The sequence below is a fragment of the Mesobacillus sp. QJM3NY_10 genome, from assembly GCF_056173465.1.
In genome coordinates this window covers 1,556,272-1,581,088 of sequence record NZ_CM149675.1, presented here as the reverse complement: position 1 = coordinate 1,581,088, position 24,817 = coordinate 1,556,272, and the positions used below count along the sequence as shown (strand labels likewise).

The 24,817-nt window shown below is 41.9% G+C and carries 25 protein-coding genes; 10 read left to right on the top strand and 15 right to left on the bottom strand.

Annotated elements, in window-relative coordinates; genetic code table 11:
* From AC0VX7_RS07825 to AC0VX7_RS07815, 3 genes are all read right to left on the bottom strand, one after another.
* The gene (locus AC0VX7_RS07825) at positions 1-945 is read right to left on the bottom strand and encodes an AAA family ATPase (protein ID WP_475427376.1); all 945 of its coding nucleotides are present in this window, start codon (positions 943-945) and stop codon (positions 1-3) included.
* Positions 946-1,089: 144 nt separating this feature from the next.
* Positions 1,090-1,263, bottom strand: coding sequence for a Spo0E family sporulation regulatory protein-aspartic acid phosphatase (locus AC0VX7_RS07820; RefSeq protein ID WP_475427375.1), 174 nt, complete (start codon positions 1,261-1,263; stop codon positions 1,090-1,092).
* Between the two features lie 94 nt (positions 1,264-1,357).
* Positions 1,358-1,552 (bottom strand): hypothetical protein, encoded by a 195-nt coding sequence (locus tag AC0VX7_RS07815; protein WP_475427374.1) that lies wholly within the window; start codon positions 1,550-1,552, stop codon positions 1,358-1,360.
* Positions 1,553-1,846: 294 nt separating this feature from the next.
* On the opposite strand from AC0VX7_RS07815, the gene AC0VX7_RS07810 reads away from it, so the two are divergent.
* The gene (locus AC0VX7_RS07810) at positions 1,847-2,035 is read left to right on the top strand and encodes a YkvS family protein (RefSeq protein ID WP_102262010.1); all 189 of its coding nucleotides are present in this window, start codon (positions 1,847-1,849) and stop codon (positions 2,033-2,035) included.
* A 193-nt stretch (positions 2,036-2,228) separates the two neighbouring features.
* On the opposite strand, the gene AC0VX7_RS07805 is transcribed toward AC0VX7_RS07810, so the two are convergent.
* Positions 2,229-2,345 (bottom strand): DUF6254 family protein, encoded by a 117-nt coding sequence (locus tag AC0VX7_RS07805; RefSeq protein ID WP_225650320.1) that lies wholly within the window; start codon positions 2,343-2,345, stop codon positions 2,229-2,231.
* A gap of 127 nt (positions 2,346-2,472) precedes the next feature.
* Between AC0VX7_RS07805 and AC0VX7_RS07800 the strand changes: the two genes are divergently transcribed.
* Both AC0VX7_RS07800 and AC0VX7_RS07795 read left to right on the top strand, forming a co-directional pair.
* Entirely contained in the window at positions 2,473-3,084 is a 612-nt protein-coding gene (locus tag AC0VX7_RS07800; RefSeq protein ID WP_475427373.1) for a lysostaphin resistance A-like protein, read from the top strand.
* A gap of 181 nt (positions 3,085-3,265) precedes the next feature.
* On the top strand, positions 3,266-3,922 hold the full coding sequence (locus AC0VX7_RS07795; protein WP_475427372.1) for a hypothetical protein: 657 nt from the start codon (positions 3,266-3,268) through the stop codon (positions 3,920-3,922).
* A 24-nt stretch (positions 3,923-3,946) separates the two neighbouring features.
* On the opposite strand, the gene AC0VX7_RS07790 is transcribed toward AC0VX7_RS07795, so the two are convergent.
* Complete coding sequence (locus AC0VX7_RS07790; protein WP_475427371.1) at positions 3,947-4,990, bottom strand: YkvI family membrane protein; 1,044 nt, start codon at positions 4,988-4,990, stop codon at positions 3,947-3,949.
* A gap of 232 nt (positions 4,991-5,222) precedes the next feature.
* Here AC0VX7_RS07790 and AC0VX7_RS07785 point away from each other — a divergent pair, with 232 nt between their 5' ends.
* Positions 5,223-7,385, top strand: a complete 2,163-nt coding sequence (locus tag AC0VX7_RS07785; RefSeq protein WP_475427370.1) for an ATP-dependent Clp protease ATP-binding subunit — start codon at positions 5,223-5,225, stop codon at positions 7,383-7,385.
* A gap of 230 nt (positions 7,386-7,615) precedes the next feature.
* Positions 7,616-10,642 (top strand): efflux RND transporter permease subunit, encoded by a 3,027-nt coding sequence (locus tag AC0VX7_RS07780; protein ID WP_475427369.1) that lies wholly within the window; start codon positions 7,616-7,618, stop codon positions 10,640-10,642.
* A gap of 801 nt (positions 10,643-11,443) precedes the next feature.
* On the opposite strand, the gene AC0VX7_RS07775 is transcribed toward AC0VX7_RS07780, so the two are convergent.
* The gene (locus tag AC0VX7_RS07775) at positions 11,444-13,138 is read right to left on the bottom strand and encodes a M3 family oligoendopeptidase (RefSeq protein ID WP_475427368.1); all 1,695 of its coding nucleotides are present in this window, start codon (positions 13,136-13,138) and stop codon (positions 11,444-11,446) included.
* Between the two features lie 150 nt (positions 13,139-13,288).
* Positions 13,289-13,726, bottom strand: a complete 438-nt coding sequence (locus tag AC0VX7_RS07770) for a MarR family winged helix-turn-helix transcriptional regulator (protein WP_475427367.1) — start codon at positions 13,724-13,726, stop codon at positions 13,289-13,291.
* A gap of 454 nt (positions 13,727-14,180) precedes the next feature.
* On the opposite strand from AC0VX7_RS07770, the gene AC0VX7_RS07765 reads away from it, so the two are divergent.
* On the top strand, positions 14,181-14,750 hold the full coding sequence (locus AC0VX7_RS07765) for a LemA family protein (protein ID WP_475427366.1): 570 nt from the start codon (positions 14,181-14,183) through the stop codon (positions 14,748-14,750).
* Positions 14,750-15,487: a TPM domain-containing protein gene (locus tag AC0VX7_RS07760; RefSeq protein WP_475427365.1), complete on the top strand. Its 738-nt coding sequence runs from the start codon at positions 14,750-14,752 to the stop codon at positions 15,485-15,487. The genes AC0VX7_RS07765 and AC0VX7_RS07760 overlap by 1 nt, the downstream gene beginning before the upstream one ends.
* Before the next feature lie 223 nt (positions 15,488-15,710).
* On the opposite strand, the gene AC0VX7_RS07755 is transcribed toward AC0VX7_RS07760, so the two are convergent.
* A complete protein-coding gene (locus AC0VX7_RS07755) occupies positions 15,711-16,706 on the bottom strand; it encodes a phosphotransferase enzyme family protein (RefSeq protein WP_475427364.1) in 996 nt (331 codons plus the stop codon).
* 142 nt (positions 16,707-16,848) lie between these two features.
* On the opposite strand from AC0VX7_RS07755, the gene AC0VX7_RS07750 reads away from it, so the two are divergent.
* Both AC0VX7_RS07750 and AC0VX7_RS07745 read left to right on the top strand, forming a co-directional pair.
* Complete coding sequence (locus AC0VX7_RS07750; RefSeq protein ID WP_475427363.1) at positions 16,849-18,081, top strand: MFS transporter; 1,233 nt, start codon at positions 16,849-16,851, stop codon at positions 18,079-18,081.
* 103 nt (positions 18,082-18,184) lie between these two features.
* Entirely contained in the window at positions 18,185-18,379 is a 195-nt protein-coding gene (locus AC0VX7_RS07745; RefSeq protein WP_475427362.1) for a hypothetical protein, read from the top strand.
* Between the two features lie 52 nt (positions 18,380-18,431).
* Here AC0VX7_RS07745 and AC0VX7_RS07740 read toward each other — a convergent pair whose 3' ends face one another.
* A complete protein-coding gene (locus AC0VX7_RS07740; RefSeq protein WP_475427361.1) occupies positions 18,432-18,959 on the bottom strand; it encodes a hemerythrin domain-containing protein in 528 nt (175 codons plus the stop codon).
* A gap of 216 nt (positions 18,960-19,175) precedes the next feature.
* Here AC0VX7_RS07740 and AC0VX7_RS07735 point away from each other — a divergent pair, with 216 nt between their 5' ends.
* Entirely contained in the window at positions 19,176-19,511 is a 336-nt protein-coding gene (locus AC0VX7_RS07735) for a hypothetical protein (RefSeq protein ID WP_475427360.1), read from the top strand.
* A gap of 439 nt (positions 19,512-19,950) precedes the next feature.
* Here AC0VX7_RS07735 and AC0VX7_RS07730 read toward each other — a convergent pair whose 3' ends face one another.
* From AC0VX7_RS07730 to AC0VX7_RS07705, 6 genes are all read right to left on the bottom strand, one after another.
* On the bottom strand, positions 19,951-20,235 hold the full coding sequence (locus AC0VX7_RS07730) for a ferredoxin family protein (RefSeq protein ID WP_023615122.1): 285 nt from the start codon (positions 20,233-20,235) through the stop codon (positions 19,951-19,953).
* Complete coding sequence (locus AC0VX7_RS07725; protein WP_475427359.1) at positions 20,235-21,530, bottom strand: FAD-dependent oxidoreductase; 1,296 nt, start codon at positions 21,528-21,530, stop codon at positions 20,235-20,237. The genes AC0VX7_RS07730 and AC0VX7_RS07725 overlap by 1 nt, the downstream gene beginning before the upstream one ends.
* Complete coding sequence (locus AC0VX7_RS07720) at positions 21,523-22,548, bottom strand: electron transfer flavoprotein subunit alpha/FixB family protein (protein ID WP_475427358.1); 1,026 nt, start codon at positions 22,546-22,548, stop codon at positions 21,523-21,525. Before AC0VX7_RS07720 ends, AC0VX7_RS07725 begins: the two co-directional genes overlap by 8 nt.
* 27 nt (positions 22,549-22,575) lie before the next feature.
* Positions 22,576-23,403 carry an electron transfer flavoprotein subunit beta/FixA family protein gene (locus tag AC0VX7_RS07715; protein WP_475427357.1) on the bottom strand — a complete coding sequence of 276 codons (828 nt, stop codon included), beginning with the start codon at positions 23,401-23,403 and terminating at the stop codon, positions 22,576-22,578.
* 475 nt (positions 23,404-23,878) lie between these two features.
* Positions 23,879-24,124 (bottom strand): Spo0E family sporulation regulatory protein-aspartic acid phosphatase, encoded by a 246-nt coding sequence (locus tag AC0VX7_RS07710; RefSeq protein ID WP_475427356.1) that lies wholly within the window; start codon positions 24,122-24,124, stop codon positions 23,879-23,881.
* A 156-nt stretch (positions 24,125-24,280) separates the two neighbouring features.
* Positions 24,281-24,814 (bottom strand): 1,2-dihydroxy-3-keto-5-methylthiopentene dioxygenase, encoded by a 534-nt coding sequence (locus tag AC0VX7_RS07705; RefSeq protein WP_475427355.1) that lies wholly within the window; start codon positions 24,812-24,814, stop codon positions 24,281-24,283.
* Between the last annotated feature and the right edge of the window lie 3 nt (positions 24,815-24,817).

Sequence of the window (24,817 nt, the reverse complement as noted above, 5' to 3'; positions counted from 1 at the left end):
TTATACCTCAACTTCAACCGGAAGCGGAATAGATTCCAGCAAATCCTCGACTACTTTTTCTGGTGTCATCGTCAGCGAAGCCTCCGCAGATAGATAAATTCTGTGTCCTAACACAAAAGGCGCCATCTCCTTCACATCATTTGGTACTACATAGCTGCGCCCCTTTATAAGTGCCCTTCCTTGAGCAGCCTTTACTAAAGCAAGCGTTCCCCGAGGGCTGATCCCTAATTCTATAGAAGGATGATTCCTTGTTTTGCGGGTGATTTGCAATAGATACTCTTCGACCACCTCAGTTAACTTTACATTCTTGAGTTCCTCCTTTATAGAATTGATATCTTCCTCACTTATTACGGAGTTGACCTCTGTCGTTGCAATCCCAAACCGATGTTTCTTAATCATTTCCCTCTCTTCTTTTACTTCTGGATACCCAAGAGATAGTTTAATAAAGAAACGGTCCATCTGTGCAACCGGAAGCTGGAATGTCCCCTGCTGTGATTCCACCGGGTTCTGGGTTGCGATAACGAGGAAAGGGGATTTCAAGGAAATCGTATGGCCATCAATCGTTACCTGGTTTTCCTCCATCGCCTCCAGCAGGCTTGATTGCGTCCGTGGAGTTGCACGGTTAATTTCATCTGCCAGAAGAATATTAGTGACAATTGGACCAGGTTTTAATTCGAATTCCTGAAGCTTCGGATTGAAAAACTGGATACCGGTAATATCACTAGGCAAAACATCAGGTGTAAATTGGATCCTTGAAAAATGACCGCTTATACCTTTTGCAAATGTTTTAGCAAGCAATGTTTTCCCCGTTCCTGGCACACTTTCCATCAGAATATGGCCATTATTCAAAAGCGCGATTACCATCATCTCTACCTCATGCTCTCGTCCGACCACGATTTTACTAATTTCTATTTTTAACTGCTCTAGTTTATTTACCAATTCCATTCCTTTTTCCTCCCCTTGTGAGTGACTCTTGTTTTCTCTCTATAAAAGGCTTATGAAAAGTTTAACACCACATCATAAAAAAGTGAATTTTCAACCAATTTTATCCAAATAAAAAGGAACACTTTTTTAGTGTTCCCGCAAAATTTATTTTGAAAAAATATGTAGTTCTTCCTGAATCATATTTAAAAGCTTATCAAGTTCCTGGCTTGCTGATATGGTTTGAACGCTTAGAAACCCTGTTTCCCTTGCTGCTGAAATCATTTCACTTCTTTTATGTTCGATTTCTTCCATTATTTTTTCAGGGCACACAGTTTCCATCAGCGATCACCTCATCAGTCTGTGTTAATATTTTACTACTATTCCACTAATAGGGATAGTAAAATTTACCTTAGCACAAAGTTTTTTTCACAGTTTAGCTCCTCGCCTCGTCCACATATCTAAAAATGACATCTCCGCCTCTTTGGGCGATTCCCCTGAAGTGTTTAAAGTCATCCCTTTTTACGAGGAATTCACGAAATTCCATAAAATCCCGTTTCGAGACAAAGATTTCTTCCACTTCTTTATTTTTCAAACTTTCCAGCATTCGGACAGCCTGTTCTTTATCCAAATAAACCACCTCTGTTTCTTAAGCTAAAACTATTTTATCTCCTATTACTCAATTTGCAAAACCCAACTGTTTCAAGATTTGTAAAAGGGGAAATGAAATGACGAGAACATTTTAAATTTCCGCTGGATGGAAATATGATTATTCTATATAATAGATAATATAAATTGAATTTTCTAACTTTTATAAAATGAAAATTTCGTGAACATTTGAAATTTAATGCGATTTTCCTTTACGCTAGGTAAAAATTAAGGCAAAATGTTAGTAATTCGAAATATAACGAAGGAGCGAGTTTATTTGAAGAAAGCCGATGTTGGAAATGTAATCGAATTCAAAGAAGGATTGCAAGGTGTTGTAGAAAAGGTCAATGAAAACTCGGTTATTGTTGATTTAACATATATGAACAATTTCCGGGATTTAGAGCTCGATCAACGCACTGTCATCAATCATAAAAACTATAAAATTGTTAAAGAAACAGCCTATTAAACTAGAAAGCGCAAGCGGCTTGCTCAGCCCCGACAAGCGCTGGAGGGCCGACAATTGAAGTCGCTCTTTGACTTCATTGGGCGGACCGAAGCGACTCGAGGGGCTAGGCGCTGGAGCTAGAAACTGTTTTAAGTGTAAAAATTTTTACTTTATTTTAAAAATACCAAAAGCAGCCTCAGCTGCTTTTTCTTCTTTATTCCTTATTTTCCTTCCCAGCGAGTTCCTTAAAGGATTTTACTTTTCCATGCGGGTGCTGGTCCTGCTTTCGTACAGTCCAATTACGCTCCCTCTCGCGCTTTGATTCTGACATGATCTTCCCTCCATTCATATTTTCGTTCATTATTACCATGCCCCATCTGGAAGAAATCATTTCCTTACAAATTTAATGAATTATTTGGTACAATAAATTTTGTTTCTGGAAAGGGGTTTTATGAAAAATGAAAAATTGGATGGCGGATCGCAGATTAATTATTGGTATTTTGATCGCTCATCTACTGCTATTTTTTACCTTCGAGGATAAAGACGTATTCTGGTATATATTCACAGCTTCGATGCTGGTTCTGATCAGTTATTCCATCATAAACGAAGAAATCGAGGACGATACATCCACACTAACATATTTAACGTTAGGAATTGCTTCAGGTCTCGGTTTATTTGGCCTCTTTTGGCTCGGAAGCTTCTTGATCGAGATGCTTAATCTACCTTTCGCCAATCAAATCTCGCGTCTGTACAGTAGGTTCTCACCTGAATTATTCTGGCATTATCTCGTCTTGGTGTTAATCCTGGCTCCCGGCGAAGAAATCTTTTGGCGGGGATTTATCCAAAAACGACTTAGCAAATACTTTAGTTTGAAAATGTCGATTGGCCTGTCAGTAATATTATATGCTTCCGTCCATCTCTATTCCGGGGAGTTCATTCTTGTACTAGCCGCAATGATCGCCGGACTGGCGTGGAGTATTTTATATGCTTGGAAACGAAGCATGCCACTCGTTATTGTCTCTCACATCGTCTTTGATTTATTATTATTTGTTTTCATTCCTCTAAGCTAAGGTAAGCTTTGCACCCTTAAAATGACCCATGCCACTCATTGGCTTATGGGTCATTTTTATTATTGTCCTATCTGCCTGTCCATGATATTTTTGTAAATGCGACAAGTATTGTAACTTTCGTTATTATATTCCGTCTAAAAATGTAGAAATCACCATACGAAATAACAGGGGGCAATTAGACATGAACAAATTAGCTAAGTCATTTGCAATTATCGGATTATCAGCATTATTCATTGCAGGCTGTGGTTCTCCCGAAGAATCTGAGTCAACAGACAAGGCACCTGCAGCCCATCCGGCTGCTGCGCCAGAAAAAAATGAAGAAGACCAAAAGAAAACAGAGCAGGAGAAAGATACTGAAGAGGGCTTAATCCGCATTATGGAGCAAAACATTGCTTATACAGTGAATGGCGAACAAAAGGAAGAAACTGCTTTCTTGAAATACAATGATAATCAACACTACTCCATGTATGTTTTGCCTGAATATGAATTGTCAGCAGAGGAACCTAACAAAGATGTACTGATGTGGACTGAAGACGACAGTGTGTTCATGAGGATAGAATTGCTTCCAGCTGACGCAGAGTGGGCTTTAGTAGAGGAAAATTCAAAAGCACAACTTGCCGCTGTTGGCCCCGAGGTAAAAGAAGCCCAAACACCCGAAGACCCATTCTTCAACAATACTTGGGCAATGGAAACTAAAAGTGGATCAGACATTGTCACTACTTATTTAATTAAAAATGAGGAACAACCTTTAAAGCTGACTCTATTCACAAAAGAAGAGGCTGACCACCGTAACGCATTCCTAGAGATGGCCAAGACGATCATGAAAGAGAATAAATAAAGAAGGGGCTGCTCCCCTTCTTTTTTATTTATTCGCATTAACTGGTTTCATCCATAACAACACTATAAAGATTAAACTGATATAGCCAAAAACTGGGTACAAGATTGATAGAAGTGTTCCATAATCGATCAAGCTGATGAAATAACAAATTAAGAAGAGCAGTGAGACAACGAGCAGGCTTGGCAACTTAATATATTTTTGAATCTGCCTTTCAAGCCCAAAAATATTGCCAATTACAGATGTGAAGATTTCACCATATACAATCAGGACAAAAATCCAGTAAAGTCCTGCAGCTAGCTGCTTCATGACAACTGCCATCGGTATTTCAAATGTTTCGAACCCAGGGAGCATGATTAAGGTCAAATGACTTGAAAGCAGGATTAAAGTCAGCGCAATCCCGCCGAGGATTCCTCCCCATTTTACAGTATTATCGTCTTTCATCTCTGCTGCAACAGGAACTAGCACTGCCTGGGCAAGCGATAGGTTCAGGGCTGTATAAGAAAACGGACCGATGACCGCCTTCCAGCCATCCTCTGCATATGGAATAAAGACGACCTGCTCTATGAATCCAGGCAACCTGACTGACAAGAAAAATAAAATCAGACTGAACAAGATCATCATCGGCACAACAAAGGTATTAACAGCAAAAATGCCCTTCAACCCGACGACCATAACGGCAAGTGACAATGCAATCGTGACAAAGATGCCAAGCGATTTGGTCAATCCAAGCTGCTCCTCAAAAACTGCCCCTGCACCTGAAAGCATAACAGCACAAACTCCAAGCAGCATAAAAAGCATCATTATATTGATGATTCTCCCAAAAAATTTCCCAAATAAGTGTACATTCATTTCTTCATAAGATTGGGCCCCGATAGCTGCTGCGATGCGCATTAATTTTGCACCAAGATATGTAAGAATGTATCCCGCCATGAAAACTCCAATCAATCCAAATATGCCAAAGCGGGAAAAGAATTCAACGATTTCCCTCCCCGTCGCAAAGCCGGCTCCCACAACAGTACCAACATAAACAGCAGCGATTTGAAAGGCAGCACCCCAATTCGTCTTCAAATCGTTCCCCTCCCTCCTTTTCAATATATGTAAGGATAGACAAACCATGACGAGCTTTTTTTAAAAGGAGAATCTTACAGAAATGTTTACTAAAAATTACCACAATCAAAATTGTTGAAAGTCAAATAAGGTCAAATTATAATAAAACTAAATTGATCAAAGATAGTCAAAGTCAAAACAAATACCTTTGATCATTTTAAATAGAAATTACATTTTTGAAGGAGGAATTTAAATGCTTTGCCAAAATTGCCAGGAAAAACATGCAAATATCCAGTTGAGAGTAAATTTAAACGGTAATCAGAAGCATTTAATGCTCTGCGAAGATTGCTACCAAACAGAAAAAGAGAAATTAGGTGCTTCCTTTGGCAATCCGATGTCCGGATTTCCCGGCTTTGTCGGCTCGCCTTTTAACGATATGTTCAAACAGTTTTCAGGTAATAATCAAAATCAAAACCAAAACCAAAACCATAACCCGGCCGCTGCTGCTACGAAAACAGCTGGCGGAGGAAATGGCTTTATCGATCAATATGGAAGAAATTTGACCCAAATCGCAAAGACCGGCTTGATTGACCCGGTAATTGGACGAGATGATGAAGTAAAACGAGTGATCGAGATTTTAAATAGAAGAAATAAAAACAACCCTGTGCTTATTGGTGAACCTGGTGTGGGTAAAACAGCCATTGCTGAAGGACTCGCTCTAAAGATTATTGAAGGTGCTGTCCCAGATAAGCTGAAGAACAAGGAAGTTTATCTTCTGGATGTAGCCTCTATGGTTTCCAATACAGGAATTCGCGGGCAATTTGAGGAGAGAATGAAACAGCTTATTTCTGAATTACAAGCTCGGAAAAATATCATTCTGTTCATTGATGAAATCCACCAGCTTGTTGGTGCAGGTTCAGCCGAAGGATCCATGGATGCAGGCAATATCCTGAAGCCAGCACTTGCCCGCGGTGAACTACAAGTAGTTGGTGCGACAACTCTAAAGGAATATCGTCAGATTGAAAAGGATGCAGCTCTCGAGAGACGCTTTCAGCCAGTACATGTGTTGGAGCCAACAGTTGATGAGGCTGTCGAAATCCTGAAAGGAATCCAGTCCAAGTACGAAGATTTCCATCAGGTTTCCTTTTCAGAAGAAACAATCAAGGCATGTGTACAGCTATCACATCGTTATATCCAGGATCGCTTCCTTCCTGACAAAGCAATCGATTTAATGGATGAAGCCGGTTCGAAGCTTAACCTCGTTTCTGACTATACAGATAAAAATGATGCCGAAAGCCGCCTTACTGAAATCGCAAAGAAAAAGGAAGAAGCATTGAAGCATGAAGACTATGAAACAGCTGCAAAGCTTCGTGACGAGGAAGCAAAGCTGGAAAAAGCATTAAACGACAATGGTCATGCAGTACGCCCTGTTGTAACAGTCCAGCATATCCAGGAAATCATCGAGACGAAGACTGGAATTCCAGTGGGCAAGCTTCAGGAGGACGAACAAGCAAGGATTAAGAGCCTTGTTGTCAACCTTAATGGCAAAGTGATCGGACAAGAGGAAGCTGTGCAGAAAGTAGCAAAAGCAATCCGCCGCAGCCGTGCTGGTCTTAAGTCAAAGAACCGCCCAATTGGGTCCTTCCTATTTGTGGGACCAACAGGTGTCGGTAAAACGGAATTGACCAAAACTTTGGCAGAAGAGCTTTTTGGCTCTAAAGATGCCATGGTTCGTCTTGACATGAGTGAATATATGGAAAAGCACAGTGTTTCGAAGCTGATTGGTTCGCCCCCAGGATATGTAGGCCATGATGAAGCTGGCCAGCTGACCGAAAAGGTTCGTCGCAACCCGTACAGCATAATTCTAGTGGATGAAATCGAAAAAGCTCATCCAGATGTCCAGCACATGTTCCTGCAGATTCTTGAGGATGGCCGTTTAACAGACAGCCAGGGTCGCACTGTAAGCTTCAAGGACACTGTCATCATCATGACAAGCAATGCAGGAGTCGGACATAAAACAATCAAGGTCGGATTTGACCAGAACACAGCAGTCAATGAATCAAGTATCCTTGAATCCCTAGGGGGCTTCTTCAAGCCAGAATTCCTGAACCGCTTCGACAGCATCATCGAGTTCAAGGCACTTGAAAAAGAGCATCTTCTTCAAATTGTCGACTTGATGCTTGTTGAACTGAAGAATACACTTTCAGAGCAAGATATTAGCCTTGAGGTGGAAACTGAAGTTAAGGAAAAGCTTGCTGAGCTTGGATACCACCCTGCGTTTGGCGCCCGCCCTCTGCGTCGCTCGATTCAGGAACAGATCGAGGATTCCATCGCGGACTTCATACTTGAAGAGCCGGATGCAGTTGAATTACAAGCAATCTTTGAGAATGAGGAAATTGTTATTAAACGAAAATAATAGCTTTTGAGGTTCGGAGTGAATCCGGACCTTTTTTATGCCCTTTTCACCTTTGTTGTTATACCTATCTTAGAATTTTTTGTAAAGAGTCCCAGTGCAGGTTAAGCTTTGTCACAAAGTAACAATCCATGCGGAAAATCTATTTAAAATTTTTACAGTTTAAAAATGAAATGTACATAGAAGACATATAGAATAAGAGCATAACTTTTGAAAGAAATGAGGTAAACCTAATGGGTTTTTTAACAAAATTCAGTCTTAAAAATGCTTTTGCTGTTTTTATCATCTCCTTTTTATTGATACTCGGCGGACTGTATTCCTTCACTCGCCTGAAGGTCGATTTACTGCCGAATATCGAGTTCCCACAACTTTCTGTTGAAGTCATTTATCCAGGGGCATCGCCTCAGGATATAAATGAGCAAGTGACAGAGAATCTAGAAACCAAATTCAAGGGAATTGATGGGATCAAGAAACTCCAGAGTTCTTCATTTGAAAGCATCTCAATCATCAATCTTGAATTCCCTTTTGATACCGAACTGGATGATGCTGAACAGCAGGTCAATTCCTTCATTAAGGAGGCAGGACTTCCTGAAAATGTACAGACAAGTGTAAACCGATTTTCATTTGGCACATTCCCGATTTTCAATATTTCCCTTTTTGCCAAAGGTGATCGGGACCTGGAACAGCTTGTGAACGAAGAAATCATTCCTGAACTGAACAAAATCCAGGGAATAAACAGTGTTTCAGTTGGCGGTATGACTGAGGACATTCTCCAAATTACCGTTGATCAGGAAAAGGCTTCCCAGCTTGCCCTTAGCTTGAATGAGATTAAAGAAACAATCAATAGCAAGAAATTCAGCTTTCCTGCTGGCAACTTGAATGAAAACGAAATCCAGATTCCTGTAAGGGTCCAGGAAAAAATTGAGGAAATCAAAGAACTCGAAAACCTGGTGATTCAGTCCAAGTTTGTACCTGATGCTCCACCAGTTAAACTAGGGGAAATTGCCTCGGTTGAGATTATAACGGAAAAACCGGAAATCACACGCTACAATGAGAAAGAATCTTTATCGATGGCCATCACAAAAAAGCAGGATGCTAATACGGTCGAAGTAGCAGAGAGGGTTTTAGCGGTCATCAATAGCTATGACGACCGTCTCGATTACGCGATTGGTTTCGATTCTGCGGAAGGAATTGAAAAATCGGTAAATACCCTGGTAAAGGAAGGGCTGCTCGGAGCCCTGTTCGCTTCAATTGCTGTTCTGATTTTCCTCAGGAACTTTAGAGCGACGATTATTGCCATTGTATCGATTCCGCTGTCACTATTGATTTCGTCAATCTTTTTGAACCAGCTTGATATTTCATTGAACATCATGACACTTGGCGGTATGGCTGTGGCCGTTGGCCGGGTGGTCGATGATAGTATCGTAGTTATTGAGAACATCTTCCGCAGAGTCCGCAAAGCGAACAAAGATATGACAGATGATTTGATTCAGGATTCCACTAAGGAAATTCTGAAGGCGATCACTTCATCCACAATCACCACGGTTGTAGTATTTTTGCCGTTAGGACTAGTCGGAGGAATTACCGGGGAATTCTTCCTTCCTTTTGCTCTAACGATTGTATTTTCTTTGCTGGCGTCATTAATTGTAGCCGTTACTATCGTTCCAATACTGGCAAAATTCTCATTCAAGAAGGTGCCAAAGGAAGAAAAGGTAGGTGCTTTGCAGAGAGCATATGCATCTTCAATCAAATGGTCCCTGAACCATAAAGCTCTTGTCATCTTCCTTTCCATTGCCCTGCTTGCTGGTTCAGGATTCCTTGTCAAAGGCCTTGGTTTTACCTTTATCCCTAATGAAGAGCAAAAGCTGCTAGTGGCTACTTTCCAGCTGCCCTCTTCTACTTCACTTGAAAAGACAAATGAAGTCTCCTTGAAGGTCGAGAACATGTTCGCAGAGCAAAAGCAAATTAATGATGTTACCGTTGGAATTGGCAGCCGGGATTTCCAGACTGGTCTCAAACGCCAGAACCAGGCGAACTATTTTATCAGTCTTGGAGATGGCGCTAGTGTTTCCGAGTTTATACCTCAGCTTGAAAAAGAGATGGAAGAAATCGTTCTATCAATCGAGCCAGATGCCAAAATCGGTATCCAGGAACAATCTACAGGCGGCCCGCCATCAAATAATAATGTCAACATTGACTTGTACTCTACTGATCTGGCCGTCTTGCAGGACGCAGCTGCCAGGGTAGAAGAATACATGATGAAACAAGAAGACTTAAAATATGTTTCTAACAATTTTTCCGAAAAACAAAAACAAATTATTGTAGACATCGACCCTGAAAAAACTGCTCAATTAGGGATTTCGGGATTCCAAATTCTTGGTACAATCACTGATAAAACAAAGCCCGTTGATGCTGGTATTATGAAACTCGGTGGTGAAGAACGTCGTGTTGCCATAACCTATAATGAAAAGTCCGAAACAATTGAGGACCTAAAAAACACGGTGATTTTCACACAACAAGGACCTGTTCCAATCACCGAAATCGCCAATATCACTGAAACGGAAGCATTCACTTCAATCCAGAAATTAGATGGCAAGATATTTGCCCGAGTTTCTGCACAAATTGATTCAAATGATATTAGAGCTGTTTCGAATGCCGTTATTGATGGTGTCCAAAATGACATTGAACTGCCTGATGGTGTGTCCCTTGAGGGCGGAGGCGGCAGTGATGAGACAGTTGAAACATTCACTCAGCTAGGAATTGCGATGGTCGTGGCCATCGGGCTTGTCTATCTGACCATGCTGATTACATTCGGTCAGGCAAGGATTCCGTTCATCATCCTGTCATCTTTGATTTTCGTTCCAATCGGCTCTTTGCTGGGACTGTGGATTGCCGATGAACCAATGTCAGTAAGCGTGATGATTGGGCTGCTGATGCTGATTGGAATCGTTACGACCAATGCGATTGTCATGGTCGACCGAATTGGCCAGAACCGTACAGAGAAAAGTATGCCAATCCGTGAGGCGCTTATTGAAGCCGGCATCACAAGGCTCCGCCCAATCCTGATGACAGCTTTTGCGACAATCGCTGCCTTGATTCCATTAGCGTTCACGACCTCATCAGGCACCCTGATTTCAAAAGGGCTGGCAGTTACCGTAATTGGAGGGCTTACCTCGTCTACCCTATTAACGTTGATTTTGATACCGGTTATTTATGAAGTATTTTTCTTCAGACAGGTGAAAAGAGAACGAAAGATGTAAGCAGAAAGCCCGCATGAAGCTGCGGGCTTTTTTAAGTTAAGTTCAGTGCTATTCTCTGAAAAGGAGGCTTTCCAGAAGAAGGTTTAGGTGAGAAAAACACTCCTTTCACCGTTTTCGATGCGCACTATTCTAGCCGAATGGTACACTTAAGCAGCCTTCCTCACCTCTATAAGGGCACCTTTCCAGCCTAAATATACCCTTATGCAGGCTCTTCCTCTTCTATAAGGGTACCTTTCCAGCCTAAATATACCCTTATGCAGGCTCTTCCTCTTCTATAAGGGCACCTTTCCAGCCTAAAGATACCCTTATGCAGGCTTTCCCTCTTCTATAAGGGTACCTTTCCAGCCTAAATATACCCTTATGCAGGCTCTTCCTCTTCTATAAGGGCACCTTTCCAGCCTAAAGATACCCTTATGCAGGCTTTCCCTCTTCTATAAGGGTACCTTTCCAGCCTAAAGATACCCTTATGCAGGCTCTTCCTCTTCTATAAGGGCACCTTTCCAGCCTAAAGATACCCTTATGCAGGCTTTCCCTCTTCTATAAGGGTACCTTTCCAGCCTAAAGGTACCCTTATGCAGGCTCTTCCTCTTCTATAAGGGTACCTTTCCAGCCGAATGAGCACCTTATGCAGGTTTTCCATCTTCTCTTCTTTTACCGTTTTCGATGCGCTCTTGCTTTCTCGGGCAACGCAACCGCGTCACCATAGGAATTAATTATTAACAAATAAAAAACTGCAGACAAACCGATTTTCATTGTTTGTCTGCAGTCAGCTGCACAGCCCGAGGGCTCAACTATTCTTTTTTAAAGCTTACTGTCGTCAACAGAATCAAGCCAGCTCTCGATATCGCCAATTACTGACTGGACGCAGCCTTCTTCGAATGGGGAAATAAGGTTTGCTTCCTTGACAAGTTCTGTGAAAGCCATGCTTCCACCCAGCTTGCAAAGGTTAGCATAATCTTTCCATGCTTCTTCCTGATTTTCTCTTGAACGCTTCCAGAATTGGAATGCACAAATTTGTGCAAGCGTGTAATCGATGTAGTAGAAAGGCGAGTTATAGATATGGCCCTGTCGCTGCCAGAATCCCCCTTCTTCTAAATAAGTATTTCCATCATAATCTTTATGCGGGAGGTACTTCTTCTCGATTTCTCGCCATTGCTGTTTTCTTTCTGCAGGTGTTGCTTCAGGGTTTTCATAAACCCAGTGCTGGAATTCGTCAACAGAAACTCCGTATGGCATGAATAGCAAACCGCTGCTTAGGTGCGAGAATTTATATTTATCGGTATCTTCCTTGAAAAATAAGTCCATCCATGGCCATGTGAAGAATTCCATGCTCATTGAGTGGATTTCGCACGCTTCATAAGTTGGCCAATTATATTCCGGAATTTCAAAATGACGGCTTGAGTATACCTGGAAAGCGTGCCCTGCTTCATGTGTCAGAACATCAATATCACCTGAGGTTCCGTTAAAGTTCGAGAATATGTATGGTGACTTATAATTTTCAATGTATGTGCAATACCCCCCGCCCGCTTTACCTTTCTTCGCTACCAGATCCATCAGGTTGTTCTCATTCATGTAACGGAAAAATTCACCCGTCTCAGGTGCCAGCTCATCATACATTTTCTGACCGTTTTCAATGATCCAGTCAGGAGTGCCCTTTGGTGCTGCATTACCAGTTTTGAAATCGAATGGCTCATCATAGAATTTTAACTCATCAACACCAATTCTGTTCTTCTGACGTTCCTTAAGCTTTGACGCAACCGGAACAATGTATTTGTGGACCTGGTCCCTGAATGCTGCTACCATACTGCTGTCATAGTCAGTACGGAACATCCGGTAGTATGCCAATTCCACGAAATTGCTGTAGCCAAGCTTGTGGGCCATTTCTGTCCTGACTTTTACAAGCTCATCATAGATGCGGTCAAATTCTTCTCCGTGCTCAGAAAAGAATGCGAATTTAGCTTCGCTTGCTTTCTTTCTTGTTTCACGGTCTTTAGACTCGGTAAAAGGATCAAGCTGCGCAAGGGTACGCTCTTCGCCTTCAAACATGATTTTTGCTGAAGCCACAAGTTTTGTATATTCAGTTGATAGCTTATTTTCCTTCTGCATCAATGGTACTATTTCTGGTGAAAACTGTTTTAACTGAGCTTCAGCCAGAGCGAATAGCTGACGTCCCCATTTTGATTCAAGCTCATCTCGGTAAGGAGATGTAACAAGTGCTTCATAATATTTTGTTACCAATCCCTCTACCTGTGGCGCGAGTTCATCCAGGAAATCCTGTTCCTGCTTATAGAATTCATCCTCGGTATCGATTGAATGGCGAATATAGCAAAGGTTGAACATGGTACCAACATCATTACGCAAATCGTTGATTCCATTCATCGCTATGCTTTGCTCCTCAACAGATCCAGCATTTTTGAATTGTTCCAGCAGATTATCGAATTTGGCAGTTATCTCATCCAAATTCGGGCGCGTATATGTATATTGCTCAAAGTTCATGGTATTGCCCCCTTTATCTTTATATGGGATGTATGTTTATCCCCATCCCTATCCTATTCTACGGATATTCCCTTTTTTCCTTTTAATTACTTGTTCTTTTCGTCAACTTTTCCGAAAAAAAAACAATAAAAAAAACGGCCTTTGCCGTTTTTAATATTTGCTTACAGAAAGGCCCAGCTTTTTTAACAATTCAATTGCTGAGTCTTTTTCATCATCATTAAGGCTGTCCATCAGTTCATGAATCAACGCGCTGTGTTCAGGAAAGATTTCTTCTATCAATTTTCTTCCATCATCCGAAATTTTCGCATATGTTACCCTGCGGTCCTTTGGGCAGGCAACTCTATTTAAGTAGCCCTTTTCTTCAAGTTTATCAACTACATAGGTAATACTGCCGCTTGCCAGCAGAATCTTTCCGCCGATTTGCTGCAATGGCTGTTCACCCTTGTGGTAGAGAAGCTCAAGAACAGCAAATTCAGTCGGGTTGAGTCCATTTTTTTGAATGACCTTGTTCACCTTTTCATTCACAGCCCTGTATGCTCTCGACAATACAATAAATAACTTTAAAGATTTTTCTCTCTCATTGTTCATACAATTTCATTCCTTTACCTTATACGACTAATCCATAACTAGAGTATATCTGAATTTGTTGTTTTTATCAGTATTTCCCTTAATTTTATAAGAAAAACTAATGAATGTCTTTAAATAAGGCTGTTGATTTTCGTTCCAGGCGCTTCGCTTTCCGCGGGAAGAATATGAAAAAGACCAACTACCGTCTTTTTCATAAGCAATTCTTCCTCGGGGCTGGCGGTGAGCCTCCTCGGAGCAAGCTCCTGCGGGGTCTCACCTGTCCAGCTGATCCCGCAGGAGTCTACGCGCCTTCCACTACAATCAACAGGTTTTCAGTAATAAAATGAAGAGGTTCAAGTGGAAAAATTAAAAGGTAAAGTTCCGAGGCAAGAGATTATCAACAGCACTAAGTTTAAAACCCTCTCATTTGAGGGAAAAATACGGGCATCACAACAATGAATTAGGAGTGGCTAGAATGAAAAAAGGTTTAGGAATTGTAATCGGCTTATTAGTCATATTAGGAATTTTCATCATGATGGGAGTTGGCAGTTACAATAACTTCGTTGCCGAAGAAGAGAATGTCAATAATGCATATGCCCAGGTAGAGAACCAGCTTCAGAGAAGGCTTGATCTGATCCCTAACCTTGTCAATTCAGTCAAGGGGTATGCAGCTCATGAAAAAGAAGTCATACAATCCATTTCAGATGCACGCGCAAGATTAGCCGGAGCGAACACACCAGAGGAACAGGCAACTGCTAATGCCGAGTTGTCAAGCGCGTTAAGCCGCTTGCTTGTAGTTGTTGAGAATTACCCAAATCTGAAAGCGGACAAGCAGTTCACACAACTGATGGATGAGCTTGCAGGAACTGAAAATAGATTGGCTGTGGCAAGGAAGGATTATAATGACCAGGTATCCGTTTTTAACAGGAAAGTAAAGCAATTTCCAGGTGCCATTATTGCTAACATAACAGGTTTTGATGAGAAGGAATACTTCCAGGCGGACCCTCAGGCACAGGAAGCCCCTGAGGTTGATTTTGGAGGCTGATGATGAACCAAAAAAGATTCCCTGGCCTTGCTGCAATACTTGGCATCCTGCTATTGCTGCTTCCGGCCGGGGCAATCGCGGCACCAAATGAGATACCTGACCCAGTTGGTGATATTTATGTCCAGGATTTCGCTAATGTTTTAAGCGAGAACGAGGAAATACAATTAAATAACATTGGAAGATCGATTGACGACCAGACTACTTCCCAGATTGCGGTCCTAACGATCGAGTCGATCGGCGAGTCAAGCATAGAAGAATACTCTGTCGAAGCTTACCGTAAATTTGGGCTTGGAACAGAAGAAAACGATAATGGCGTGCTGCTAGTAATAGCTATGCAGGAAAAGAAAATCAGGATCGAAGTCGGTTATGGACTTGAGGGAACTATCCCCGACGGCAAAGCTGGGCGAATCCTTGATGAATATGCGATTCCACATTTGCAAAATGACCAGCCAAACCTTGCTGTCATGAATACTTACCAAGCGCTTGCCAACGAAGTCTCAGGTACAAATGAATTCGGGAGTGCTCCGCGTGATGCCCAGCAGCAGCAGGACTTGCCTATACCGTCCTGGCTGCTCATTATCATCGTAATCGGCGTCGTGGTCCTCGATTTTATGTTCTTCGGAGGCACCCTTACCTACCTGTTGTTATCGATCATATCGAGAGGCGGCGGTGGTGGCGGTCCGCGTGGAGGTGGCGGCGGCTCTTCCGGAGGCGGAGGTGCCAGCCGCGGCTGGTAGCCAGAAAAGCGCAAGCGCCTTGGTCAGCCCCGACAAGCGCTGGAGGGCCGCCCAATGAAGTCGTTCTTTGACTTCAATGGGCGGATCGAAGCGTCTCGAGGGGCTAGGCGCTGGAGCTGGACAATGAAAAGCAGAAGCGCCTTGGTTAGCCCCGACTAGCGCTGGAGCGGGACATTTCACAAGGTCAAAAACACCAGCAGCAAATTGCTCTGGTGTTTTCCTTTTATATATTAATATTCACAATCGGCTTTTTGTTCCTGATTCTGTCTGCGATTTCTTCCATCATCGCCTGTAATTTTTCGTCCCTGTCCTCTGGGGCGATTTTTTTATGTAGAACTGCGTATAGAAGAATATCCCGAAGCATCAAAAACAATGGGACTTGCTCATTCCAGCCTTCTGGCAGCTGGTTCGCTTTTTGGTATCCTTCGATAAAAGCCTCTAGAAATAACTTGCCAAAGCGGCTACGCTCTTCTTCCTCGCTGGCAGGGATTCGATAAAAGATTGAATAGTACAGAGGGATCGCAATATCTGAAGCGAACCAATGGTAACTCGCATCATCGAAGTCGAATACGTGAATCAGTTCTCCATCATAAAAAAAATTACCGGAATGAATATCACCATGGATGATGCCGTAATTATCCACATTTTTCGGTAGGGCTGAAATCGCGGCAATCACTTCATTCGCGTTTTCTATTAACACCCTCTCGTCAGAAGGATAATATTTTTCAACTGATAGAAGTTCGTCCTCATCCCAACTGCTTCGTGCTTTTATGCCTGAAGACGGCTTATAGGATTTTGTGGCATGATGCATCCTTCCCGTCGTTTCTCCCCATTTTTTGAACAGCTCTACATTGAATTGTTCTGAACGTACACTGACTGCAGTCCCAGGTGCTTTTGCATAGACACACGCAAAGAATTTACTATGATCTGCTGCCTCTATTTCTTCTACAAGATTTCCGTGTACCGAAGGATAGACCTCAGGTACTGACAGCCCTATGTTATTCAAATGCCTCATCCAGTCCAATTCGGACAGAACCTCATCCTTGCTCCTGTGGGAACTATGCGTGAGCCGCAATATATATGGATGGCTATTCCTATAAGTTTCATAAACATAATTCTCAAAATCACCTAGTTTTTTAACTTCCTTTTCCAATCCGAAACGCTCCAGAAAATCATGTGAAATCTCCTGGGTCATCAATGAACTCACTGCTTTTTCCATACGATTGTCCCCCTGGTTAAATAATCTGTATTTTCTAAATTATATTAGAGCATATATTTCAATAGAAAAGCTATTTTTATCTCGTGACTTTTTTTGTAAAATGATATGTAGGAAACCGAAATAATTTAAGAAGGAGACAATCATGACCCAATCAGCTGCCGCCGTCAGTGCGAAACCGCAGAATCAAAACGATACTGCGTATAAGATACTCTTCATCATCGGGTTAGTACATTTATTGAATGATTCCATCCAATCCGTCATTCCTGCAATGTTCCCCATTCTTGAAAAATCAATGGGGCTTTCATTCACCCAATTAGGGATGATTGCCTTTTCTTTGAATATCGTTTCTTCCATTCTTCAGCCTTTGATAGGAATGGCAACCGATAAAAAGCCAATGCCTTATGCCCTTCCGCTTGGTTTGACTTCGACAATGTTCGGTGTTCTTGGACTGGCATTCGCTCCGAGCTTTGAGTTTGTTATTCTTTCAGTTTTATTCATTGGTCTTGGGTCAGCTGTTTTCCATCCAGAAGGTTCGAGGGTTGCCTATATGGCAGCCGGACCGCGCAGGGGATTGGCACAGTCCATTTATCAGGTCGGGGGCAATTCCGGCCAGGCACTTGCCCCGCTGATTACAGCGCTCATTCTCGTACCACTCGGTCAATTCGGAGCAGTTTGGTTTACGCTTGTAGCGGCAATCGCCGTTGGTCTGCTTTTATATATCGCAGCCTGGTACAGCCGAAAATTGGATTATGAAAAAATAGCCGCCAAATCCAAACAAGCTAGCAAACAAGTAAAAAAGGGGATTTCAAAAAATATCAAAATGGCGCTTGTCCTGATTTTATTTTTGATTTTTGCCAGGTCCTGGTATATTTCAGGTATGACGAACTTCTATGCATTTTATGCAATTGATAAATATGGCATTTCGATTAAGGAGGCGCAAATTTTCCTGTTTGCATTCCTTGTTGCAGGTGCGTTCGGCACTTTTTTCGGAGGCCCGCTCGCAGACCGTTTCGGCAAGAAAAACATTATTTTTCTTTCGATGATCGCTACTGCGCCTCTTTCCGCAATCATTCCATTTATGCCATATGTAGTTGCATTCGCTTTGCTGACGATAAGCGGATTCATCCTGATGTCTAGCTTTTCTGTTACGGTGGTATATGCCCAGGAGCTGGTTCCCGGTAAAATTGGGACGATGGCTGGGCTGACAGTAGGTCTCGCATTCGGAATGGGCGCCATTGGTTCTGTGGGACTTGGGTATCTTGCTGACTTGATCGGTTTGCCATTGATGATCATCAGTGTAGGATTCCTTCCCTTGCTCGGAATATTGACCATGTTCCTTCCTAAAGATGAAAAGCTAGCTGAATGGAACAGTTAATCTCTATAATAGTCAATTAAAATATTCCATTTGTATATTTATGTTTAGGCATACTCCTGTTAAGGAAATAAAGAAAATGAGGATAAAAAGAAGGGAGATCAACATGTCTAAATTTAAGATTAACTATTTTTTTGAAAAAGATTTTAAAGTTTCACGACCAATCGAGGTAGAAAATATTTCAGAAGCCATCCAGGATGCCAAGGATCAAGAAGGCCAGATTGAATTCACTGGTGAAGATAATGTTTTTTATAGATTCGATACGAAAGACATTAAGCTTGTAACGATTACAGAAAATTAATTTATATACTTAAAGGGTGAAGCTTTAATGGCTTCACCCTTTTTAGTTACTTTTAAATTATTTTTATACGCGCTGCCAGCTCTTGCTTCTCTTCCTCGCTGAACATATTCTCCGCCATTGGGAAAAGGATGCTTTCTTCCTTAGCGAAATGGCTTACCAGTGTATAGTTTGCATTTTTTATCATTTGAGCATTTTCAATCATTTTCTCATTTGTAAAACCTGTTGTGCCATCCTTTGTATTGTGGAGGAAGGTTCCAATGAAGCGCTTTGCCTGATCATGTTCATATTCCATTACTGCAATCGGTCCCATTTCCCTGCCAATATAAACTGCCATCATCTCAAACAATACGCCTTCTTCACGCTCCGAATGTGGTTCAAGCTCAGCAAGGAACTCAATGACCAGCTCTCTCAGCTTCGAAAAATTCTCCTCCATTTGCTCCCCTTCCTCAATCTTTACTGAAATATTTAAAAGGTTCGCAAGCATCTCCAATAAAGGTGGATGTTCATTTTTTAATTGTTGAAGACCTGCACATAATGTAAAACTTGAATCCTGGTTGATACCACTCATACAGCCTGTCATCCTAATCGGCCTCCTATATGTTTTGATACTTTTATTATAGAAAGCGATCGCATTCGGGGTTGTGATAGGCATCACAATTACTATTAATTTAAGAAAATGTGAAGAAATAATGACACTTTGTTAAAATTTCTAAAAATTTTAACAATTAACCTTCAAATATTATAAATCCTTACATATAATGAATTTATAGCTTAAAGGAAAAGGAGTGAATTTACATTGCAAAATAATTTGTATCGCGATTTTTACAAAAAGGCACTTATGCCAGCCGGGCACAGTGACAAGAAAGCCTTCCTTGATCTCCAGCCTGACATGCTGCATACTCATTTACTGATTGGACTTCAGGGCCACCAGGATGATGGGCGGGAATTTTACCATTGGAACGTTACGATATATAAATCAGATTCATCCGGAATCTATGATGCTGGCAAACCAGTATATGCTTCAACTCTGTATGATCGGTTTGATGAAGCTGTTGAGGCAGCGCGGAATATAGAAAAAGAGATCCTTAGTGACCAGCTTCACGCAGTGTGCCAGCAAGAAAAAATCAGTTAACCCTCCCTCATTTATCCCTCTTTTGATAGCTCCACCCTTTTTTGAACCCACTTGTGAATTAACTTACATATGATGAATATAGAATAATTGTTAATGTCTAGCGACAGCATGATTATTTTAATATGGTTTAATTCTCCTATACTTTGTCTTATTAATCGACACGTTGATTTGCGCTCCAGGCACTTCGCTTTCCGCGGACGTGCCGTGGAGCCTCCTCGGCGCTATACGCGCCTGTGGGGTCTCCCCTGCCCCTTACTCCCGCAGGAGTCTTCGTGCCTTACGCTCCAATCAAATAGATGTCCTTTTCACCACAGATTCATTATCCAATGGATCTTGAGAGACCCTTTGGCATTAATAAACAAAAACAAAAGAGGCAGGTAAAGGGCAAATTAATGACCTTTACCTGCTTCAGAATGGACTTATTTAATCATTTTAACTATTAAGCAAGCCTGAATACGATTCCGTGTCCGCCTTTTGGATATTCCCATTTGATATTCTGGTACGGGCAGCCGATGCGGCAGCTGCCGCATTCGTGACAGCCTTCATAGCCTACCTGCATCCTCTTTCCTTCCCATTTGTATACTTCAGCCGGGCAGAATACTGTACAGAGTTTGTCAGGGCACTGAGTCATGCAGACGTCATGGTCCAAAACTGTCAGATGCGATTTCGTGTCACACTTAAACCTTAAAAGAAATTGTTTTTCCTCGATGTTTGTAGTTGACATTATTTCACCGCCTTCCAGGCACGATAGATGTCTTGCATTACCTTAAAGGTTCCTTTTTCAGCCGTCACACTTCGCATGATTTCCTTCTGTTTTTCTCTCTTCGGTGTTCCATCGACTGTGAAGAACTTGCTCATTGCTTTGTTCATCATTGGCAGGTATTCCTTAAAGTATTGCGGGTAGGTCTCAAAGGTATGTGCTGCATCCTTATATTTTTCAAGGTCCTTAATGATAAAGCTTCCGAATAACGCTTCCTTATAGCGATTCAGGCTGTTCTCACTGAAGTCACCATCTTTTTTGGCCTCAACGATTGCTTCTGCGGCCATTTGGCCTGAAGCCATCGCCATGTTCGAACCTTCTCGGTGAATCGCATTGACAAGCTGGGCGGCATCCCCTACTACCAGAACACCATTTCCGGCAACCCTCGGCACGGAATGGAATCCTCCTTCAGGTATTAAATGGGCCAGGTATTCTGCTGATTCCCCTCCCTCTATATAAGGACGGACCATTGGATGTTTTTTCAGGTAATCCAGTAGCTCATAAGGCTTCAACTTTGCTTTGATCATGCTTGACAGCGTCGTTCCAACACCGATGTTCAAGCTTTCTTTGTTAGTATAAAGAAAAGCCGTACCAAGATTGCCTTGTGTTGAATCACCGAAAATCTCAATCGTTGTGCCGTGATTTCCTTCGAGATTGAAGCGGTCATTGATTTTGTCTTTCGGCAGATTGATTACTTCCATAACCGTCAAGGCAACTTCGTCAGGACGGAATTCCCTGTGGAAGCCCAGCTGCTTTGAAAGCAGGGAGTTCACTCCGTCTGCTAGCACGACAACGTCTGCAAATACTTCTCCATCTGGTCGGTCAGTCCGGACGCCAACAACCTTGCCATTTTCAACGATACATTCAGTAACAACTGTTTCATTTATCAATAATGCACCTTGTTCGACAGCTTTCTTTGCGAACCACTGGTCAAACTGTGCGCGCAGTACTGTAAAGTTATTATATGGTTCAGTTGCCCATTCGAGACCTTTATAACCAAACTGGACAACCGATTCTTTATCCATCATCCAGAATCGCTGCTCAACAACAGGTCTTTCGAGAGGCGCTTCCTTCCAAAATTCCGGAATGATGTCCTCCATCTGTTTTCTGTAAAGGACTCCACCCATAACGTTCTTTGAGCCTGGGTACTCACCACGCTCGATCAACAATACTTTTAGTCCGCTTTTGGCACAGTTGTAGGCACATGATGTTCCAGCAGGGCCGGCTCCTACGACGATTACATCAAATTTTTCAGACATAGCTCATTTCCCCGCCCTTCTCTTTGCTGAGATCTTTAAACTGCTTGATTAGTTTCGGAACAATTTCCAATGCATCGCCGACAATGCCATATGTGGCAACATCAAAAATAGGAGCGTTCGCATCCTTGTTGATCGCGATGATCAGCTCAGAGTTTTTCATTCCTTCAACATGCTGGATTGCACCTGAGATCCCGATGGCAAAGTAGATTTTCGGAGTGACAGTCTCGCCAGTCTGGCCAATTTGCTGCTCATGCTTCAGCCATCCTGCCTCAACGACATCCCTTGTTCCTCCCACACTTGCACCAATTACTTCCGCAAGCTCATGAATAAGCTGGAATCCCTGGATGTCGCCTAAACCTTTTCCGCCAGCCACGATGACATGGGCTTCTGCAAGGCTTGCTTTTTTTGTTACATCCTTCACAATTTTAAGCACTTTAGTGCGCATATCTTCTTCCCGAAGTTCTAACTCTTCTTCGATGATGACTCCCTTCCTGCCTTCATCCGTTTCTAGGGCTTTCATCACCTTCGGGCGTACCGTTGCCATTTGCGGCCTGTGTTTTTTACATAGAATGGTAGCCATGATATTTCCACCAAAAGCAGGACGGCTAGCCTCGAGCAATCTTTTCTCAACATCGACATCGAGCATCGTCGTATCAGCTGTTAAACCTGTACTTAAATCAGTTGCAACAGCACTCGCCAGGTCTTTTCCATTTGGCGTTGCTCCATAAAGGAAGATTTCCGGCTTATATTTTTCAGCCAGTATACAGACACCCTTCATATATGATTCAGTCCGATAATTCTTCAGGACCGGATGATCAACGACATATACTTGATCTGCACCAGCATAGATAACTTCATTAGCTAAAGGCATGACACCTTCCCCGAGCATCACTCCGGAAAGCGGAACTTCCAGCTTGTCTGCAAGCTTCCTTCCCGCACCCAGTAACTCCAGCGAAACACCTTCAATACTTCCATCATTTACTTCAATGAATACCCAGACTCCCTGGTTTTCTTCCATCCTGTTATTCCCCCTTTATATTCGGAATCAAGAGTTGGCTGTTTTTATTTTCAATAAATCTTTTCTTTCCATTAAAACTCCCATAAGCTGTTCTACCTGAGAATCAGAGTTTCCCTCAATTCTTTTCCCGCCTTCAAGCTTTGGAGGACTGAACATCTTGCCAACAATCGTTGGAGATCCTTTTAATCCCAGCTGTGTCTTGTCAACATCCCCAAGATCATTCACAGACCAGATGACCGGCTCATAACGTGCTGCATTGATCATATTTGTAAGCGGTGCATACTCTATGTCATTAATCTCCTTTTCAACAGTCAGTAAGCAAGGGAGCTGTGATTGAATAACTTCGTATCCATCGATTTGCTTCCGCTTGATGTGAACATATTTTTCTTCTTTATTAACCTCTGAAACTTCAATAACATTCGTAATTGGCGGTATATCCAGCCTGCGGGCGATTCCTGGTCCTACTTGTCCTGTATCCCCATCAATCGCATGCTTCCCGCAGATGACCAGGTCAATCGGATTATCCTTCGATATTTTTTCTAGCGCTTTGGAGAGCGCATAGCTTGTAGCCAGGGTATCTGCACCCGCAAACGCCCTGTCTGAGATGAGATATCCCTGGTCAGCACCTATTTCAACACTTTTCTTAATAACATCTACAGCTTGCGGCGGTCCCATTGAAAGAACAGAAATCGTTCCGCCGGTTTTATTCCTGATCTTGACTGCTTCCTGTACGGCGTGAGCATCATAAGGGTTCAAAATTGCTGGTGCGCTTCTCCGGTCCAGAGTATTAGTCTTAGGATTGATTTTGATGATCTTTGTATCGGGCACTTGCTTGACACATACGACAATGTGCATACTCTCTTTTCCCCTCCTCAAAATGAAAAACTATTAACTTGTAAGCGGTTACTTTGGCAGTGAAAAATAAAATGCTATGTAGTACGATATATGAATCGCATTACAAGCATAGTACCAACAATTAAAAAAGTGGAAAGCAAAATTGTACATTCGAATGGTGAAAAAATGAGGTTAAGACATAGATGCGAATTTATAATTGTCTAAAATGGTAGTACGTTGCTGTACTTGATGGAGTGAGTCATATGATGATATAAAAACCTATCTATGTTAAAAATAAATAAAATATGAATTTAAAAATATGATAAATATCACACAAAGCAACTTTCACGTGAAAATTTGAGCAAATAATTAATGTTTTGACGGGAGACCTGGAAAGAACTCGGGAGGATTTTTAATAGAAGTTTTCTTTTAGAAACAGTTTAGCCACCGCCGGTTTCCTGGCAGTGGCTAATTTTTTCGATACGATGGAATGTTATCACGCATGCGCTAAAATATATTGTTTCTTTGTCAGCAGAATCATTTGCCTGAATAAAACTTTTGCTTTTTGCCGCTGTATTTCCGTCTCTTTGCATAAAGTTTGATATTCATAGATTAGACGGTCCAGTTCATGGCTTCGATAGATTGTTTCCTCACTCGTAAATCCAGATTCCATTGCAGAAGCAACCATTAAATTCCTAGCGCGATCAATTTCCTTTAATAATGCATTTTGCGATTGATACACTTCTATATCTCCTCTACTACTTTAATTCCTTAAATAAATAAAAGTTTACTTGAAGAATTATGGCAAATGCTTGTTTGATTGTAAATAGATTCGCAAAATAAGACAATATTCACATCAAAAATTTTTTTCTTCGACAATGTTTGCGGGTCATCATGATTACTGGCTGACTTTTTCCTCTTCGTAAATCGGAACCCAGCCTTCAGTTGTCACGAAAATTCTTACCGCAACTACCTGGCGGTCATCCTGAAGAGTAAAGTAATGACGAGTATTTTCAGGCACGGAGATCAGGTCTCCTGGATTCAGGAACACTTCAAAAAATCCTCCGTCTTTGCCTTGTATGACAAATACTCCGTGGCCGCTGACGATAAATCTTACTTCATCATCCGTGTGATGGTGTTCCTGCTTGAAATTTGCAAGCAGCTGGTCAAGATTCGGTCTATTGTCAGACAGTGAAATGACGTCCTGAGCTTTGTAGCCTCTGCGTACAGAAATGTCTTCAATCTCAGCTTTGAAGGCTTCAAGTATCTGCTGTTTTTCTTCATCAGTTAAGAGGAATTTTTCCTGAAGTTTTGCTGGCAGCTTATTGATATCCCATTTTTCATAGATAACTTCCTGTGCGTTCAGAAATGCTTCTACCTGCTGCTCATCAACGATTTTTTCCTGTGTGTTTTGCTTTACGATAAATGCCATGTG

Bases quoted from the DNA above. Each gene is read 5' to 3' on its own strand.
- AC0VX7_RS07805 (WP_225650320.1), bottom strand. From the start codon at position 2,345: ATGTCAGAATCAAAGCGCGAGAGGGAGCGTAATTGGACTGTACGAAAG.
- AC0VX7_RS07715 (WP_475427357.1), bottom strand. From the start codon at position 23,403: ATGCACATTGTCGTATGTGTCAAGCAAGTGCCCGATACAAAGATCATC.
- AC0VX7_RS07765 (WP_475427366.1), top strand. From the start codon at position 14,181: ATGAAAAAAGGTTTAGGAATTGTAATCGGCTTATTAGTCATATTAGGA.
- AC0VX7_RS07770 (WP_475427367.1), bottom strand. From the start codon at position 13,726: ATGAACAATGAGAGAGAAAAATCTTTAAAGTTATTTATTGTATTGTCG.
- AC0VX7_RS07725 (WP_475427359.1), bottom strand. From the start codon at position 21,530: ATGTCTGAAAAATTTGATGTAATCGTCGTAGGAGCCGGCCCTGCTGGA.
- AC0VX7_RS07760 (WP_475427365.1), top strand. From the start codon at position 14,750: ATGATGAACCAAAAAAGATTCCCTGGCCTTGCTGCAATACTTGGCATC.
- AC0VX7_RS07750 (WP_475427363.1), top strand. From the start codon at position 16,849: ATGACCCAATCAGCTGCCGCCGTCAGTGCGAAACCGCAGAATCAAAAC.
- AC0VX7_RS07745 (WP_475427362.1), top strand. From the start codon at position 18,185: ATGTCTAAATTTAAGATTAACTATTTTTTTGAAAAAGATTTTAAAGTT.
- AC0VX7_RS07800 (WP_475427373.1), top strand. From the start codon at position 2,473: ATGAAAAATTGGATGGCGGATCGCAGATTAATTATTGGTATTTTGATC.
- AC0VX7_RS07740 (WP_475427361.1), bottom strand. From the start codon at position 18,959: ATGACAGGCTGTATGAGTGGTATCAACCAGGATTCAAGTTTTACATTA.
- AC0VX7_RS07775 (WP_475427368.1), bottom strand. From the start codon at position 13,138: ATGAACTTTGAGCAATATACATATACGCGCCCGAATTTGGATGAGATA.
- AC0VX7_RS07820 (WP_475427375.1), bottom strand. From the start codon at position 1,263: ATGGAAACTGTGTGCCCTGAAAAAATAATGGAAGAAATCGAACATAAA.
- AC0VX7_RS07705 (WP_475427355.1), bottom strand. From the start codon at position 24,814: ATGGCATTTATCGTAAAGCAAAACACACAGGAAAAAATCGTTGATGAG.
- AC0VX7_RS07825 (WP_475427376.1), bottom strand. From the start codon at position 945: ATGGAATTGGTAAATAAACTAGAGCAGTTAAAAATAGAAATTAGTAAA.
- AC0VX7_RS07795 (WP_475427372.1), top strand. From the start codon at position 3,266: ATGAACAAATTAGCTAAGTCATTTGCAATTATCGGATTATCAGCATTA.
- AC0VX7_RS07755 (WP_475427364.1), bottom strand. From the start codon at position 16,706: ATGGAAAAAGCAGTGAGTTCATTGATGACCCAGGAGATTTCACATGAT.
- AC0VX7_RS07785 (WP_475427370.1), top strand. From the start codon at position 5,223: ATGCTTTGCCAAAATTGCCAGGAAAAACATGCAAATATCCAGTTGAGA.
- AC0VX7_RS07720 (WP_475427358.1), bottom strand. From the start codon at position 22,548: ATGGAAGAAAACCAGGGAGTCTGGGTATTCATTGAAGTAAATGATGGA.
- AC0VX7_RS07780 (WP_475427369.1), top strand. From the start codon at position 7,616: ATGGGTTTTTTAACAAAATTCAGTCTTAAAAATGCTTTTGCTGTTTTT.
- AC0VX7_RS07730 (WP_023615122.1), bottom strand. From the start codon at position 20,235: ATGTCAACTACAAACATCGAGGAAAAACAATTTCTTTTAAGGTTTAAG.